The organism is Ochrobactrum sp. RH2CCR150, from assembly GCA_014138095.1.
GTDB classification, from domain to species: Bacteria; Pseudomonadota; Alphaproteobacteria; order Rhizobiales; family Rhizobiaceae; genus Brucella; species Brucella gambitense.
The window spans coordinates 145,381-161,781 of record JACGXE010000006.1 but is presented as its reverse complement, the minus strand read 5'-3'; the positions used below and the strand labels follow the sequence as shown (position 1 = coordinate 161,781).

Below are 16,401 nucleotides of genomic sequence, written 5' to 3'. Positions count from 1 at the left end.
CGGGAACGGTGCTGTCTATCACCAAATCGCCATTCCTAACAGGAAACCGCCAGAAACGCGCTTTTGGGCAAAATTTTCACGGTGCTTGCGCTCTCGCCACGGCATGATACTTTAATCTTAAAATAAAATGCTCTCTAAACGAGATACGGGGAATATCGTGATGCCGACTACGAGCTATATGCACCGGCTTTCGCCGTCCATCGATTCGTTTCAGGACACCATGTCCGGGTTGCTCCGGCCTTGCCGCATCTCGAAGAAATCCAGCCGGACCTATCGCACGGAAGTTGCCCATGGGCGCATGCGGCCCTTCGGCCTGACGGCAATCCGCATTGGCGGCCACGCCCGCATCGAAGTCGAAGCGCATAACGATATGACTTTGTTGCAGGTTCCGTTGCAGGGCATCTTCGTTTCACGCGACCGGCGCGGTGACGAGCTGTTGTATCAGTCGGGCATGAATGCCCAGCTGGTTGATGCGCATTCGGCAATCGATCTTGAGTTTCACCCGTCCACGCGCATGCTGATTTTCAGCCTGAACGATACCCAGATTGATATTCTGGGCGGCAAGGAATTCATCGAGCAGTTCACCCACAACAAGCGCGTCGTCTCGTTTGATACGCCGGTTGGCCATGCCTTCTATCAGCTGGCGCATTTCGTCATGAACGAGATCGAGAAGGACAAGGAAGCCTTCTTCCATGGCGGTCTGTCGGAGCGGCTGGAAGACAGCCTGATGGCGTCGCTTGCGGCGGCGCTCGATACGCAGCCGCGCGCAAGACCGCTGATGAGTGCGGTGCCGAGCTATGTCCAGCGCGCCGAAAAATTCATGCTCGACAATCTCGACAAGCAACTGACCTTGCAGGAGCTGGTCGACGCAACGGGCACCAGCGCCCGCACGTTGCACCGCACCTTCCGCAGTGTCCGGGGCAACACGCCGCTCGGCGTGTTCAAGAATATGCGGCTGGACAAGGTGCATGCAGAGCTTGCCCGCGGATATGCCGGACCCGGCGATATTACGCGCATCGCCATGGCCTGGGCGTTCAACCATATGGGCCTGTTCTCGGCCGATTACCGCCAACGTTTCGGTTATCTTCCGTCTGAAACCGTGCGCCGCGCCCAGTAAGGCTTGTAACCGCTATCTGCGATTTGCCAGCGCCTGATTAGGCTGGCGCAGGCTGGGATCGAACGGGCTGATCTTGTGGGAAATGATTGCCGCTTCCCGGCTCAGCAGTTCGACAACTGTTTGCAGCCGCTGTTCGGTCAGGCGTGAGGCCAGCGTGCCAACGCTAAAGGCCGCCACGGCTTCACCGCTATGGTCGAGAATGGGCACGCCGACACCGGCCATGCCGTCGATCATATTGAAGTTGAAGGTTGCAGCACCTGTCTTTCGCACGTCATCGATCAGGATACGCAGATCAACTTCGTCGATGGTGGACTTATCCAGAATGCGGGGCATGTTGAAGCGGATGATCGCCTCGCGCTCTTCTTCCGGCAGGAAGGCGAGAATGGCGAGACTGCCCTGGCCGATACCAAGCGGAACCTTGCCGCCAATATCGCCGGTATAGGAGCGGATCGGAAACGGTCCCTCGACGCGATCAAGACACACAGCATCGAAATTGCTGCGCACCAGCAGGAAAACCGTATCGTTGAACGTGGTCGACAGCCGCAGGAGCGACGGGCGCGCAATATTCAGTATTCCGTCGCGTTGCCGGGCCTGCGCCGCCATGGCGAAAAACTCCAGTGACAGGCGATAGGCTTTCTTGTCAGCGATTTGCTCGACAAGGTTTTCGGCAATCAACGTCTTCAGCAGACGATGGGTGGATGGCTGGCTCAATTCGAGATCGCGGGCCAGATCGATCAGCCGCACGCCGTCCTCGGCGCTGGCGGCCAGACCTTTCAAAATATGGATTGCCTTCACCAGACTTGAGTTGAGAGCAGCGCCAGATTTCGAATTCTCTGATATATCATCCATAAAATTGCTTCCAAATTCTGTATTTTAAAAGATATATATAATTTCTTCCGGATTTAAAAATTATAATTTGTAATCGCGGAATTTTTTCTGCCATCTGAAAGCGTCGCCAATGGGAAGGTCCGGCAAGGCACCGAAAAGGTGCTGCAAACGGATCGGCGGTTTTGCTTCAGGCGTTGTTCAGGGAACGATGCAGCCGCGAAAGCGGCTGGCCAATAAAGTGTTGCTGCGCAACCGAGCATGAATGACCGCCCCGCCAGCCAGCCCTGTAAAGAGGCGACGTGAGACAACATCACGGCGCTTCCGCTCCCCCGCACAATTCTGCGGAAGTCAGGCCGAGAGGGAGACGCAATGAGCTTTTTGACCCTTTCCGGAATTTCCCGCCACTACGGCAAGTTCGCGGCTGTCGATAAATTTAATCTGACGATTGAAAAGGGCGAGTTCATTTCGCTGCTCGGTCCTTCCGGCTGCGGCAAGACCACAACCTTGCAGATGATCGCCGGACTGGTGCCCCCGACCGCCGGTTCGATCACGCTTGACGGTCGTGATATTACCCGGCTGGCCCCGGCCAAGCGCGAACTCGGCGTCGTCTTTCAGAGCTATGCGCTGTTTCCGCATATGACGGTGGCGCAGAATGTCAGCTTCGGCCTCGAAATGCGCAATGTGGCCAAGGCCGAGCGTGAAAAGCGTGTGCGCGAAGTGCTGGAACTGGTGCATCTCGGCGCTTTGGCGGATCGCTATCCGCGCGAGATGTCGGGCGGTCAGCGCCAGCGTGTTGCGATTGCCCGCGCGCTGGTCATTAATCCGCCAGTGTTGCTTTTGGACGAGCCGCTCTCCAATCTCGATGCGCAGTTGCGCGAGGAAATGCAGTTCGAACTGCGCCGCATTCAGCGCACTGTCGGGATCACCACCATCATGGTGACCCACGACCAGGCCGAAGCGCTGTCGATCAGCGACCGCATCGTGGTCATGGAAAACGGCCTCATCACGCAGGTCGATGCGCCCTACAAGCTCTATGAGCATCCGCACAACCATTTCATTTCCAATTTTGTCGGCAAGTCCAACTTCCTCAAGGCACGCGCCGCAGGCGAGATGATCGCGCTTGCGGGCACAGCGATCCGCTTCCCGGCGGGCGAAGCCAAGCTTTCCGGCGATCTCTCGGTGTTTATCCGCCCGGAAAAAGTGCAGCTGGTGAATGACGGCGAGGGTCATATCGCCGGTGAAGTCGCAACGCGCTATTTCATGGGCAGCCAGTGGTTGCTCGGCGTCAATACGGCGGCGGGCCAGCTTTCGGTGTCATTGCCCAATCTCGGCAATCCGCCGCCCGCTGAGGGCACGCAAGTCGGCCTCAACTGGAACCATGAAGACTGCCGTATCCTCACCGCAGGGGTGAACTGAACATGGCTTCGGTGATCTCAGAAGGTACATCCGCAGCCCCGAAGGAACCGCGCAATCTGATGCCGCTTTTCCTGGCCGGGCCGTCGACCCTGCTTTTCTTCGCGCTGGTGCTGTTGCCGCTGGGGCTGACGATCCTGCTGTCTTTCAACAGCTACAGCTATGACAAGGGCATCGAGAACGTCTACTCGCTCGCCAATTACGCGCAGGTTCTCAAAGACCCCTATTATCTGTCGATCTTCTGGCGGACGCTCAAGCTCGCTCTTATCACGACTGTCATCACGGTGCTGATCGGCGTGCCGGAAGCCTATATTCTTTCGAATATGCGCAAGCCGTGGCGCTCCATCTTCCTGCTGGTGATCATCGGACCGCTTCTGGTTTCGGTCGTGGTGCGCACCTTCGGCTGGAGCATGCTTCTCGGACGCAATGGTCTGGTGAACAGCCTGCTGCAGCTGGTCGGCCTGCCGACGACGCAGATCCTTTATAGCGAGACCGCCATCGTGATCGGTCTGGTGCATATCATGCTGCCCTTCATGGTGATCCCGGTGTGGACCGTGCTGCAGAAACTCGACCCGTCAGTGGAAGCAGCCGCGCTTACGCTTGGCGCATCGCGCCTGACGGCATTGCGCCGCGTGGTGTTTCCGCAGGCCGTGCTTGGCATTCTTTCGGGCAGCCTCATCGTATTCGCTTTGTCGGCCAGTTCCTTTGCCATTCCGGGCCTGCTTGGCGGACGCCGTCTCAAGATGGCGGCTACCGTCGTCTATGACGAATTCCTGATCGAGCTGAACTGGCCGCTGGGAGCTGCGATCGCCATCATCGTTCTGGTGGCCAATCTCATCATCATGATCGCCTATAACCGCCTGCTCGAAGGGCAGGCCAAGAAGAAACTGGGGTAAGCACCATGGTCAAGAACGGTCCTTTCGCCCTTTTCTTCCACACGCTGGTCGTCATCTTCATGCTGGCGCCGATGCTGGTGGTGTGTCTGGTGGCATTCACCCCGGAAAACACGCTGACCATGCCTTGGAACGGCCTTTCGCTTCGCTGGTTCAAGGCTGTGTTCGAGCATAACGACTTTATGACGTCGTTCTATAACAGCGTGAAGCTCGCCTTCTTCTCGGCCACGATTTCCACATTGCTGGCGGTGCCGTCCGGGCTTGCCATTGCGCAATATAATTTCCGTGGCCGCGATGCGCTCAATGCGCTGTTTCTGTCGCCGCTGATCATTCCGCATCTGGTGCTGGGTGTCGCATTCCTGCGCCTGTTCTCCCTGATGGGCTTCACGGGTTCATTCGTCTGGCTGGTTGCTGCGCATTCCATCGTGATTACGCCTTATGCGCTGCGCCTCATTCTCGCTTCGCTCGGCAGTATGGACCGCAATGCTGAAAATGCGGCGCGGACGCTGGGTGCCGGAGAGTGGACAGTGTTCAGTCGCATCACCTTGCCGCTGTTGCTGCCGGGTCTGTCGGGCGGCTGGCTGCTTGCCTTCATCAATTCCTTTGATGAGCTGACCATGTCGATCTTCGTCACGTCGCCCTCGACGGTCACGCTGCCGGTCCGCATGTATATGTATGCAAGCGAATCCATCGATCCGATGATGGCTGCGGTCTCCGCCTTGATGATCCTTGTCGCGACCGTCACCATGATCATCATCGACCGCATGTTCGGCCTCGACCGTCTTCTGGTAGGCAAGGGCTGATCCGATCATGACGATCCCGGTTTCACCTTCCGCGGCCCAGTTCCGCAGACGGTATCGGCTGGCCGAACAGCCGCTCAGCTTCTCGCTCGACGGCGTGCCTTGCGAGGGACGCCGTGGCGACACTGTGCTGACTGCCATTCTGTCGGTGCAGGGAAAGCTGCGTCATACCGAATTCACCGGCGAACCGCGCGCAGGTTTCTGCCTGATTGGCGCTTGTCAGGATTGCCATGTCATGACGGCGGAAGGGAGCCAGTTGCGCGCCTGCACGACATTGCTGGAAGACGGCATGGCGTTTGTGACGGAGCCTGCGACATGAGCACGGCTTCGGCACCTATCATTGTCGGCGCTGGACCTGCGGGCATTCGCGCCGCCGAAATTCTCGTCGAGTCTGGTCTCCGGCCTGTCGTGCTGGACGAAGGCATGCGCTCCGGCGGGCAAATTTATCGCCGTCCGCCGATCGATGACGGGCGCAGTTATCGCAGCCGTTATGGTTCCGAGGCCCACAAGGCCGAAGCGCTGCACACGACATTCGATACATTGCGCGGCTCTATCGATTATCGCCCGGAAACGCTGGTCTGGAATATTTCACGCAACGATGGCGATCATCTCGATCTGCTGACCGATGGCGTTCATGATCAGCTGCCCTATAGCCATCTTATTCTTGCAACCGGCGCAACGGATCGTGTCCTTCCCTTCAAGGGCTGGACGAAGCCCGGCGTCTATACGCTTGGCGCATCGCAGACCGCGCTCAAGGCGCAGGGCTGCACCGTTGGCGAACGCGTCGTGTTCATGGGTTCCGGTCCGCTGCTTTATCTGGTGGCTTGGCAGTATCACCATGCAGGCGCCAAGGTGGCGGCTGTTCTGGATACGGCGCCTTTTACTGCGAAGTTTCATCTCGCGCATCTGGCGCTGCACGCGCCGCGCATTGTGGCGCTGGGGGCCTATTACGGCCTGCGTCTGAAACTGGCGGGCGTTCCGATCCATTATGATGTTCGGCCCGAGGCGGTAACTGGTGACGGCCATGTGGAAGGTCTGCGTTATCGCACGGGCAAGAGTGAGCGCGAAGTGGCGTGCGATGCGTTGGCCTATGGCTTTGCGCTCCGCCCTGAAACGCAGCTTGCCGATCTTGCCGGTTGTGATTTCCGCTTCGAGGACCGCGACCGCGCCTGGTTACCGATGACGGACAAGCTTGGTCGCACCAGCCGGATCGGGGTCTATGTCGCCGGTGATGGTGCCGGTATTGCCGGTGCCGATGCCGCCGAAATTCGCGGTCAGCTTGCCGCTATCGCGCTTCTCCGCGATCTTGGATTGCCGTTCGATGGCGGGACCGAGCAACGTCTCATCCGCAAGCTTGATGGTATTTATCGCGAACGGCTTATCGTCGAAAAGGCATTTCCGTTTCCGCTCGACTGGTTCCAGACGGTGGTAGGCGATGTCACGCTTTGCCGTTGCGAAGAGATCAGCCTTGGCGAAGCGCGGGATGTGATCGGCGCAGGCAACACGCAGGAAATCAATCGCCTCAAGGCCTTGAGCCGGGTTGGCATGGGGCGCTGTCAGGGCCGAATGTGTTCGGCAGCGGCAGCGGAACTTCTGGCTTCCATGCGCGACAAGTCACCCGCTGATGGCGGACGTATCCGCGCCCAGGCACCCGTCAAGCCGATCCCGCTCGGTTTTGGCGCTGCGGCCAGAGAGGACGTTTCGTCATGAACCAGCGTCTTCAGGCCGATGCGGTCATTATTGGCGGCGGAATTGTTGGCGGTTCGGCAGCGCTGTTCATGCGTCAGGCTGGCCTGTCGGTTATCCTGCTCGACAAGGGCTTTTGCGGCGCGCAGGCAAGTGGCGTCAATTATGGCGGTGTGCGCAGGCAAGGCCGCCCGCCCGAGCAGATCGCCCTATCGCAGCGCGCGCATGAGATATGGGCGCGGCTGCCGGAACTGATCGGCATTGACGGCGAATATATCCGCAGCGGCCATTTGAAACTGGCGCGCACTGAGGAGCATTTTGCAAGTCTGGAAGCCTATGCGGCGACGGTTCGCCCATTGGGTCTTGCGGTGGAACTGATTGGCGGCAATGCCGTCAAGGAGCGGTTTCCCTGGCTGCCCGGCAATGTGGCTGGCGCTTCGCTTTGCGCTGATGATGGTCACGCCAATCCGCGTCTTGTGTCGCCTGCTTTTGCACGCGCTGCCAAGGCGGCGGGCGCGACGGTTCTGGAAAATACGCCAGTGCATGACGTGCAGGCGACCGGCGACGGCTTTGCCATTCTGGCGGGTGAGAAGATCGAAATCCGCTCGCGCCTGCTCTTCAACTGCGCCGGTGCGTGGTCTGATCGCTTTGCGGCGTCTTTCGGCGAGCCCGTCCCGCTGAAGCGTGTCTATCCATCCATGGTCGTGACCGAACCCATGCCGCTTCGCCTGCCGATGAGTCTCGGCGAAGAAGGCGGCGGTTTCTATGGACGTCAGGTGACGCGCGGAAATTATGTGATGGGTGGCGGACGCGGCACAGCGCTTGAAAACCCGGATTTTTCGCGTCCGTCAGTCAATGCGGCGTCATCGGTGATGTTACGCGCCATCGAACTCTTTCCACACCTGAAAAATGCCCAGGTTATCCGCTTCTGGTCTGGCACCGAGGCTGAAATGCCGGATGGAAATCCGGTGATCGGGCCAAGCAGCCGGGTCAAAAATCTCTATCACGCCTTCGGTTTCTGCGGCGCCGGTTTTCAGACCGGGCCGGGAGTTGGAGCCGTGCTCGCCGATTTCGCCGTTAACGGAGAAACGAAAACGCCGATCGGCGCTTTCGCCATCGACCGTTTTGCGCCCGAAAACAATCCAACCTGAAACCACAAAGGGGAGTAGCATGAACACCAACCGGATTACGAAAACTGTTGCAGCCACGCTTGGCCTGTCGGTCGCTTTCGCTTCAGCCGCATCGGCAGAAACGAAGACGCTCTATATCGGCATGAATGGCGGCAATATGGAAAAGGCTTATACCGAGCACGTCCTGCCGGAATTCGAAAAAGCCAATGATGTGAAAGTCGTGGTCGTGCCGGGCACGTCGGCAGATATTCTCGCCAAGGCGACCGCCCAGAAGGACAATCCGCAGATGCACGTCATGCTGCTCGATGATGGCGTGATGGTTCGCGCGATCAATGGCGGCCTGTGCCAGAAAATCTCTGACGATCCGGTTCTGGCCGATATTCAGCCAGCCGCCCGCATCAAGGACGACATGGCCATCGGCGTCGATATGGGCATGACCGGCATCGCTTATAACAAGAAGCTTTTCGACGAAAAGGGTTGGGCTGCGCCGACCTCCTGGATGGACTTCGCTGATGAAAAATACGCCAATGCCGTCGTATTCCAGTCGGCTTCCGCCTCGACATTCGGTCTGCATGCATTCCTGATGTTCAACCGCATTCAGGGCGGCGACGACAAGAACCTCGAGCCGGGCTTCGAGAAGTTCCCCGACATGATCGGCAAGAATGTTCTGGAATATATCCCGTCTTCGGCCAAGATTTCGGAAATGGTTCAGACCGGTGAAGCTGCAATCTTCCCGCTGACGCCAACCGGCGTGAACAACCTGAAGGACAAGGGCATTCCGGTTGAATATGCGCAGCCGAAGGAAGGTTCGGTCGTTCTCGCCGTGACCGAATGCGTGCTGGCAGGCAATAGCGAGCCGGAACTGAGCCAGAAGCTGGCGCATTATTTGCTGTCCGCCGATGCGCAGAGCAAGGCGCTCGATCATGGCAATGTCATTCCGTCGAACCAGAAGGCCAAGGCCGGTACGCCGGAAGCACAGGCCAAGCTTGATGCGTTCCGCGGTTACATGCAAACCGCAAACACGCTCGATTGGGATGCTGTCAATGAAGGCCGCCAGCAGCTTAACAGCCGCTGGAACCGCACCATCGAAAAATAAGTTCAGGTGTTTGATCGTAAGCCCGCCCCGATTTCCCGGGGCGGGCTTTTTTTCGTCTTGTTTCCAGACGGGGGGCGATCGGGTCGCGATTGCTACAAGACCCCCTACCGATAACAAAATGTTGCGCAATTGCGCCGGTCGGTGGAAACAGCTCGTGCTTGCCGTTGTGGGATCAAGCCCCTTAAAATTGGGGTTCGAAACTGCTTCGGGAATGAACGAATGACACGACAGTTACACCTCACCGCCTTCATGCGCCCAGTCAGTCTGCACACCGGCGCGTGGCGATATCCGGGAGCCTATCCCGATGCCAATTTCAATTTCCACCATCTGAAGTCTTTTGCGCAGAAGCTTGAAGCCGCCAAGTTCGACGCCTTCTTCATGGCCGATCATCTGGCCGTGCTCAACATGCCGGAAGAGGCGCTGAAGCGCAGCCACACAGTCACGTCGTTTGAACCGTTTACCCTGCTATCGGCGCTGGCGGCGGTGACGGATAAGATCGGTCTGGCCGCAACGGCGTCCACGACGTTTGACGAGCCCTACCACATCGCCCGGCGCTTCGCCTCGCTCGATCATATCAGCCAGGGGCGGGCGGCTTGGAACATCGTCACGACCGCCAATCCGGATGCGGCGCTCAATTTCGGCGAGCAAGAACATCTTGTTCACGATGAGCGCTACAAGCGGGCGCGTGAATTCTTCGATGTCGTGACGGGATTGTGGGACAGCTTTGCCGATGACGCATTCCTGCGCGATCAGCAATCCGGCATTTATTTCGACCCGTCGCGGATGCATGTCCTTGACCACAAGGGCGACGACTTCAACGTGCGCGGGCCGCTCAATATCGCGCGCCCGGTGCAAGGCTGGCCGGTGATCGTGCAGGCGGGTCAGTCGGAACCGGGACGCCAACTGGCCGCCGAGACAGCCGAGGTTGTCTTCTGCGCGCCGCGCGGATTGTCGGATGCAAAGAAACTCTATGCCGATTTGAAGAGCCGCGTTGCAGCCGCCGGGCGAAATCCCGATCACCTCAAAATATTGCCCGCCGCCTTTATCGTCATTGGTGAGACGATTGCCGACGCAAAGGAAAAGCGGGCAAAGCTCGACAGTCTGGTGCATTACGACAGCGCTATCGCTTCCTTGTCGATTGCCATCGGGCACGATGTATCCGGCCTCGATCCGGATTCCTATCTGCCGGAACTTCCTGACACCAATGCCAGCAAGTCGAGCCAGGAACAGGTGTTGAAGCTGGCGCGCGAAGAAAACCTGACGGTTCGCCAGCTTGCCCAACGCTATGGCGGCTATTCGGGTCTGGCTTTCGTGGGAACGCCGGAAAGTGTCGCCGACGAAATGCAGCAATGGCTGGACGAGGCCGGTTGTGACGGCTTTACGGTTGTGTTTCCATTCGTGCCGCAAGGGTTGGACGATGTGGTGGAAAAGCTGGTGCCGGAATTGCAGCGGCGCGATATTTTCCGCAGCGACTATGAGGGTTCTACCCTGCGCGATCATCTCGGACTGCCGCGGCCGCGGAACCAGTTTTTCGACTGAAAAAACCTGAAATGAAAACACTGCAACCGGTCAGTTCTGATCGGTTGCAGTGTTTTGGATAGAGGGCTCAGATTAGTTTGTTGCGCTGAAGATGCTGTAGCAATTGCGTCCCTTGCCTTTGGCTTCATAGAGCGCGATGTCGGCATTGCGCGCCAGATCCTGCGGTGTGAGGCCGTCGCGTGGCGCCACAACAGCGCCGATGCTGGCGGAGACATCCAGAACAATGCCATTAATGATGAAGGGCTCGCGGAAGGCGTCCACGATCTTTCCGGCAACGGCTTCGATTTCGTTCTCTCCGCTCGGATTGGGCAGAATAACAGCGAATTCATCGCCGCCGACCCGCACCGGCAGGTCGTCGGCCCCAAGGGTTGAACGCAGACGCCGCGCGGCCTCAATCAGCAGGCCGTCGCCCATAATATGTCCATGCGTGTCGTTCACGGCTTTGAAGCGGTCGAGATCGATCAACAGCGCCCCAACCGATCTGCCGTTCTTCAGCGCATCCTCGATCATCGGGATTGCCAGCTCGTAAAGCGCGCCGCGATTGTAGAGTTTGGTCAGCCGGTCGGTCAGGGCCAGACGCTTGAGGGCAATGGAATCGTCATTGAGGAACTTGTTGGTCTTTTGCAGGCGCAGAAGGCCGCTCGCAACGCGTGCAAAGTCTTCAAGCTTGGCCATGTCGCTTTGGGAAATATGCCGGGGCTTGTTGTCGAGAATGCAAAGCGAACCGACCGTCAGGCCTGCATCGACCGAAACCGGCGCGCCGGCATAGAACCGGAAAAGCGGTTCTCCGGTGACATAGGGCATGGTGCAGAAGAAACGGTCTTCAACCATGTCCTCGATCACAAAGCTTTTGCCGCTTTCAACGACGAATGTGCAGGCGGTCATCTCGCGCGGACAACTGCCGACTTGCTGCCCGGCATTGGCGGCGACGCGCTGCCAGTCCTGATCGACAATGTTGAGAGCGGATGTGCTCGCGCCAAATGCATCCTTGACGAGACCGACAAGCGTATCGAGTTCAGGCAAGCCGATGCTCGAAAGGGAGACAAGGCTTCGAACGCTTTCCAGCCGTTCGACTTCATTGGCCGGAACGGAAAAACTACGCTCCGGATTTGAGAATCCCTGGACGTTTGTATTCATCATCTTCACCATCATGCATGCATCGATCCGCCTCGTTTATAGATAGGGAATACGACAGCGACAGCAAGCAAAGCCTGCCTATAGTGAAGAAGTTTGAACAAATTTTGTGATGTTCTTATGCGGCCTCGATATCGCGAACCGGAGGATTGCCATAGAGGCGGCTATATTCACGGCTGAATTGCGAAGGACTTTGATAGCCCACGCGGTGGCCAGCCGTGCCGGCATCCAGTCTCTCGACTAGCATCAGGCGGCGCGCTTCGCTCAGGCGCAGCTGCTTTTGATACTGGATCGGCGTCATGGCCGTGATCGACTTGAAATGGTGGTGAAATGACGACGGGCTCATATTCACATGTTCAGCCAGTTGCTCGATGCGCAAAGGCAGCGCAAAATGCTGGCGCAGCCATCCGATGGCGCGCGCGATCCGGTTGGCCTGACTGTCCACTGTGGCGATATTGATCAGACGGTCGCCGCTTGGGCCTGTCAGCAGACGATAAAGAATTTCCTGTTCGATCAGCGGCGCCATGACGGGAATATCTTCCGGGCTATCGAGGAGGCGCAAAAGCCTGATCACCGCATCGACCAGCCCGGCAGGTGCCGCATTGACGCTGATGCCCCACTGGTTTTCGGAAGGGATAATGCCGCGACGAATATCGCTGCGACCAAGCAGATCGACCAGTTTTTCGCTGTCGATTGCGAGCGACAGGCAAAGATGCGGCGCTTCCGCGCTGGCTTCGACCACGCGCCAGGTTACCGGCAGATCGAGCGAGGTGACCAGATATTCTCCCGTTGCATAGTTGATCGTGGCCGACCCAAGACGCAGCGACTTCGAACCTTGAAGAACCATCGCGAGACATGGGCGATAGCTGCCATGGCAGGGCACACTTGGCGTCGAACGTCTGCTTATCGACAGGCCGTCGATCGCAGTTTTGCGCTCGCCATCAGTCTCGATGAAGCGCTCGGCAAGCGACGCCAGCTCCCTATATGCATCGACGGGTAAATTCATGGGCACCTTGCTTTGTCAACGATCCGACATGGTCCTTATTTATCCTCTTCGGAAATCGAAACCAAGGGACAGGGTTGGTCGGGCACATCAGATTTGCAGGATTGTGCAAGAAGCTTGCAGGATCGGTCTACCCTGTTTTCCCGGTTCGGAGCATAGTCGATCATCTCATCCTCCCCCAATTTTTCCCTGAAAAACGGAGTTTATTATGGCTATTGCAAGAGGTTATGCCGCAACTGATGCGGATCAGCCGCTGGTACCGTTCACGTTTGAACGCCGCGAGCCCAATGCCGACGATGTGGTCATCTCGATCCAGTATTGCGGTGTTTGCCATTCCGACATTCATACCGTTCGCAATGAATGGAAGAACGCCGTTTATCCGATTGTCCCCGGACATGAGATCGTCGGTGTTGTCACTGCCGTTGGCGACAAGGTGACGAAGTTCAAGGTTGGCGACAAGGTCGGCGTTGGCTGCTTCGTGGATTCCTGTGTCGGCTGTGCGACGCGCGACGTCGACAATGAGCATTACATGCCGGGTCTGGTCCAGACCTATAATAGCGACGAAGCCGACGGCAAGGCGCGCACGCAGGGCGGCTATTCCGATCAGATCGTCGTCAAGGAAGGCTATGTCCTGTCCATGCCGGACAATCTGCCGCTCAATGCTTCGGCACCGCTGCTTTGCGCCGGCATCACGCTTTATTCGCCGCTCCGCCATTGGAATGCCGGTCCCGGCAAGCGTGTTGCCATTGTCGGCATGGGCGGGCTTGGCCATATGGGCGTGAAGCTTGCCAATGCGATGGGCGCGCATGTCACAGTGCTCAGCCAGTCGCTGTCGAAGAAGGATGACGGCCTCAAGCTTGGTGCGAAGGAATACTACGCCACCAGCGATGCCGCGACCTTCGAGAAGCTTGCAGGCAGCTTTGATCTGATCATCTGCACCGTTGGCGTCGCCATTGACTGGAACGCCTATCTTGGCCTGCTCAAGGTCAATGGAACCATGGTCGTTGTCGGCGTGCCGGAAGATATGGTGCCGCTCCATGCCTTCTCGCTCATCCCCGGCCGCAAGAGCCTTTCCGGTTCGATGATCGGCTCGATCAAGGAAACCCAGGAAATGCTGGATTTCTGCGGTGAGCACAACATCGTCTCCGAAATCGAGATGATCAATATTCAGGATATCAACGAAGCCTACGAGCGCGTTCTGAAAAGCGACGTGCGCTATCGCTTCGTGATCGATATCGCCTCGCTGGCAGCCTGATAAAACAAAAGGCGGGACTGAACAGTCCCGCCTTTTTCATAAGGCCGCAGCTTCAGAACTGGAGCACCTGGCTGAGCACAATAATGGTGCCGACCGCACATGAGCAGGCAAAGAGCGCCAGTTCCGATGCCGTAAGCCGGTCGATCCAGATTGGTCGCTTCAATTGTCCGTTCGTTCTTGTCGATGTGTGGGCGGGCGATTCCGCTTTTGCCCCGCTATCCCTCTTCATTGAACTGCTGCGCATTTTTCATTTTCTCCCCCATCCAACGCTAACTGCGTTGGGTCGCCGCGAGATCGGCGCAATTAACTGAACATTAACCAATCTTTAGGTGTTGGGAAACAGTAAAAACGGACGAACCGACAAGCCGGTTTGACGAATGAACATCTTGATCCGCATGCGCGACGGGTCTGCCTGCATGGTTGCAATCCTAGACGGGTTCTGGTCAAAGCCTGCAAGGCTTTACAGAGATGTGAGAAGCAGGCCCGAGACGGACCAGATACAGGATTGTTGAACCATGCCCGATAATGGCGCATCTGCACCATTCATTGCTGTCGACGGCGTCGGTTACGCGATCGCCGGGCGACCGATCCTGCATGGTGTCTCGCTCCATTCCACAGCGCGCAGAATGGGCATTGTCGGCAGAAACGGTTCCGGCAAGAGCACGCTGGCGCGGCTTCTGGCGGGTCTGCTGAAACCCTCGGAAGGAGCGATCCGCATTGCAGGTCAGGACCTTTACGAAGACCGCGAGGCGGCGCTTTCAACGGTCGGTATCCTGTTTCAAAACCCCGAACACCAGATCATCTTTCCAACTGTCATTGAGGAAATTGCTTTCGGCCTGCGCCAGCAGGGCGCAACCAAAGCCGATGCGCGGACGATGGCGACAAAGGTGCTGGGCGATTTTGGCAAGGAACATTGGGCCGATGCCGCCATCCAGTCTTTGTCGCAGGGGCAGAAGCATCTCGTCTGCATGATGTCCGTGGTTGCGATGCGCCCGGCGCTGATCATCCTCGACGAGCCTTTTGCCGGTCTCGATATTCCCACGCGGCATCAGCTGTCGCGCTATCTGAATGCCGGTGAGGCGCGTCTTCTCCACATTTCCCACCATCCGGAAGATTTGAACGGCTACGACGAAGTGTTCTGGATCGATCAGGGCCAGATCAGGGAAACCGGGGATGCGCAAACTGTTCTGACCCGCTATGTTGAAGAAATGATCCTTCAGGGCAAGAGCGATGATCTCTCTCACCTCTCCCGTTAAAACACGCGCCCATCAATGGCCGGTGGCGGCCAAGGTGGCAGCGCTTTGCATTGCGACCACGACGCTCTTCATGGTCAAGTCGGTCTGGTTCCAGCTCGGCGCTTTTGTGTTTTGCCTCGTGCTTTATGCCCTTCCGGGGCGCGTTTTCTTTCGCGCGGGCTTGCAGGCCATGCGTCCGGTTCTGCCGTTTGCTGCGGTGATTTTTCTCTGGCATCTGGCTTTCTACACAGCCCTTGAAGGGGTGGAGATCACGGTACGGGTGGTCACGATGATTGCCTTGGCCAATCTGGTAACGATGACCACGCCGCTTGAAGATTTCGTGCATCTGCTGCGGTTTCTGAACGCGCCTCTCCGTCGCCTCGGCCTGCCGACAAAAATTCTCGAAACGGCCATCCCGCTGGTGATACGCTTTTCACCAGTGCTGATTGCCAAGGCCGGACAGCTCGTTGAAGCATGGTGCGCCCGGTCGCGCAGGCGTCCGGGCTGGCAACTGGTATTGCCGCTTTCGCTGGCGGCACTCGACGATGCCGATCATGTTGCCGAAGCATTGCGTGCTCGCGGTGGAACTCTCAAGTAAAGGCTCACCCTATGGAAAGAAATGTCGCCCATGTGGCCCTGTTTGCAGCGCTGATCTGCGCATTGGGCTTTTTGCCGGCTGTCACGCTCGGCTTCGGCGTGCCGATTACTGCGCAAAATCTTGGCGTCATGCTTGCCGGAGCTGTTCTGGGGCCGAAACGCGGTGTCGCCGCTGTGGCGCTGGTCATTCTTCTGGTCGCAATCGGATTGCCTGTTCTGGCGGTCGGACGCGGCGGACTTGGTGTTTTCTCCGGCCCGACGGTTGGCTTTCTGCTCGGCTGGATACCGGCAGTTTACGTCACGGGCCTTTTCATCGAGCGTGCACCCATCGCCAATCTCGGTGTATCGACCTTTATCGGTGCGGTTCTGGGCTGCATTGTTGTGCTTTATCTGTTCGGCGCAATCGGCATGTCGCTGATCCTCGCAAAGCCTTTCCTTGAAGCGGTCAAGCTGCTGGCCATCTTCATTCCGGGCGATGTGGTGAAGGCTGTTATCACCGGCGTTCTGGTGTCCGCACTTGCCAAAATCCGACCGCAGGACATTCATCGCGGTCAAAGCATAGGCTGAAAAGCTGTGCGTTCACGGTAACTTGTATCGCGCCGAGCAGCAGATCGGTATTCCTGATGCTTTCTCCAATCGGAGAGATTACGGTAATTCTTCATAGCGAATCGATGT

At 57.8% G+C, this 16,401-nt stretch carries 17 protein-coding genes; 14 read left to right on the top strand and 3 right to left on the bottom strand.

Annotated features, from left to right (window positions below; translation table 11 throughout):
- Positions 1-160 precede the first annotated feature (160 nt).
- Entirely contained in the window at positions 161-1,117 is a 957-nt protein-coding gene (locus FHW03_RS14785) for an AraC family transcriptional regulator (protein ID WP_151590035.1), read from the top strand.
- A 12-nt stretch (positions 1,118-1,129) separates the two neighbouring features.
- Here the strand turns inward: FHW03_RS14785 and FHW03_RS14780 are convergent, their stop codons facing one another.
- Entirely contained in the window at positions 1,130-1,966 is an 837-nt protein-coding gene (locus tag FHW03_RS14780; protein WP_182521314.1) for an IclR family transcriptional regulator, read from the bottom strand.
- Between the two features lie 348 nt (positions 1,967-2,314).
- On the opposite strand from FHW03_RS14780, the gene FHW03_RS14775 reads away from it, so the two are divergent.
- From FHW03_RS14775 to FHW03_RS14740, 8 genes are all read left to right on the top strand, one after another.
- Positions 2,315-3,361 carry an ABC transporter ATP-binding protein gene (locus tag FHW03_RS14775; protein ID WP_182521313.1) on the top strand — a complete coding sequence of 349 codons (1,047 nt, stop codon included), beginning with the start codon at positions 2,315-2,317 and terminating at the stop codon, positions 3,359-3,361.
- A 2-nt stretch (positions 3,362-3,363) separates the two neighbouring features.
- Positions 3,364-4,254 carry an ABC transporter permease gene (locus tag FHW03_RS14770; protein WP_182521312.1) on the top strand — a complete coding sequence of 297 codons (891 nt, stop codon included), beginning with the start codon at positions 3,364-3,366 and terminating at the stop codon, positions 4,252-4,254.
- Positions 4,255-4,259: 5 nt separating this feature from the next.
- Positions 4,260-5,054, top strand: coding sequence for an ABC transporter permease (locus FHW03_RS14765; protein WP_182521311.1), 795 nt, complete (start codon positions 4,260-4,262; stop codon positions 5,052-5,054).
- A gap of 7 nt (positions 5,055-5,061) precedes the next feature.
- The gene (locus tag FHW03_RS14760) at positions 5,062-5,370 is read left to right on the top strand and encodes a (2Fe-2S)-binding protein (RefSeq protein WP_182521310.1); all 309 of its coding nucleotides are present in this window, start codon (positions 5,062-5,064) and stop codon (positions 5,368-5,370) included.
- Positions 5,367-6,761 (top strand): NAD(P)/FAD-dependent oxidoreductase, encoded by a 1,395-nt coding sequence (locus FHW03_RS14755; protein ID WP_182521309.1) that lies wholly within the window; start codon positions 5,367-5,369, stop codon positions 6,759-6,761. The genes FHW03_RS14760 and FHW03_RS14755 overlap by 4 nt, the downstream gene beginning before the upstream one ends.
- The gene (locus FHW03_RS14750) at positions 6,758-7,888 is read left to right on the top strand and encodes an FAD-dependent oxidoreductase (protein ID WP_182521308.1); all 1,131 of its coding nucleotides are present in this window, start codon (positions 6,758-6,760) and stop codon (positions 7,886-7,888) included. Before FHW03_RS14755 ends, FHW03_RS14750 begins: the two co-directional genes overlap by 4 nt.
- A gap of 19 nt (positions 7,889-7,907) precedes the next feature.
- Positions 7,908-8,963 carry an ABC transporter substrate-binding protein gene (locus FHW03_RS14745; RefSeq protein ID WP_182521307.1) on the top strand — a complete coding sequence of 352 codons (1,056 nt, stop codon included), beginning with the start codon at positions 7,908-7,910 and terminating at the stop codon, positions 8,961-8,963.
- Positions 8,964-9,182: 219 nt separating this feature from the next.
- Entirely contained in the window at positions 9,183-10,502 is a 1,320-nt protein-coding gene (locus FHW03_RS14740; RefSeq protein WP_182521306.1) for an LLM class flavin-dependent oxidoreductase, read from the top strand.
- Positions 10,503-10,574: 72 nt separating this feature from the next.
- Here FHW03_RS14740 and FHW03_RS14735 read toward each other — a convergent pair whose 3' ends face one another.
- Both FHW03_RS14735 and FHW03_RS14730 read right to left on the bottom strand, forming a co-directional pair.
- The gene (locus FHW03_RS14735; protein ID WP_377514887.1) at positions 10,575-11,642 is read right to left on the bottom strand and encodes a diguanylate cyclase domain-containing protein; all 1,068 of its coding nucleotides are present in this window, start codon (positions 11,640-11,642) and stop codon (positions 10,575-10,577) included.
- 112 nt (positions 11,643-11,754) lie between these two features.
- The gene (locus FHW03_RS14730; protein WP_182521304.1) at positions 11,755-12,642 is read right to left on the bottom strand and encodes an AraC family transcriptional regulator; all 888 of its coding nucleotides are present in this window, start codon (positions 12,640-12,642) and stop codon (positions 11,755-11,757) included.
- 205 nt (positions 12,643-12,847) lie between these two features.
- Here FHW03_RS14730 and FHW03_RS14725 point away from each other — a divergent pair, with 205 nt between their 5' ends.
- The 5 genes from FHW03_RS14725 (at position 12,848) to FHW03_RS14705 (ending at position 16,293) form a co-directional block, all read left to right on the top strand.
- Positions 12,848-13,894 (top strand): NAD(P)-dependent alcohol dehydrogenase, encoded by a 1,047-nt coding sequence (locus tag FHW03_RS14725; protein ID WP_182521303.1) that lies wholly within the window; start codon positions 12,848-12,850, stop codon positions 13,892-13,894.
- A gap of 83 nt (positions 13,895-13,977) precedes the next feature.
- On the top strand, positions 13,978-14,205 hold the full coding sequence (locus tag FHW03_RS14720) for a hypothetical protein (protein ID WP_182521302.1): 228 nt from the start codon (positions 13,978-13,980) through the stop codon (positions 14,203-14,205).
- Positions 14,206-14,409: 204 nt separating this feature from the next.
- Positions 14,410-15,150 carry an ABC transporter ATP-binding protein gene (locus FHW03_RS14715; RefSeq protein ID WP_182521301.1) on the top strand — a complete coding sequence of 247 codons (741 nt, stop codon included), beginning with the start codon at positions 14,410-14,412 and terminating at the stop codon, positions 15,148-15,150.
- Complete coding sequence (locus FHW03_RS14710; RefSeq protein ID WP_182521300.1) at positions 15,125-15,727, top strand: energy-coupling factor transporter transmembrane component T; 603 nt, start codon at positions 15,125-15,127, stop codon at positions 15,725-15,727. Before FHW03_RS14715 ends, FHW03_RS14710 begins: the two co-directional genes overlap by 26 nt.
- 11 nt (positions 15,728-15,738) lie before the next feature.
- Positions 15,739-16,293, top strand: coding sequence for a biotin transporter BioY (locus FHW03_RS14705; RefSeq protein ID WP_182521299.1), 555 nt, complete (start codon positions 15,739-15,741; stop codon positions 16,291-16,293).
- Positions 16,294-16,401: the final 108 nt, after the last annotated feature.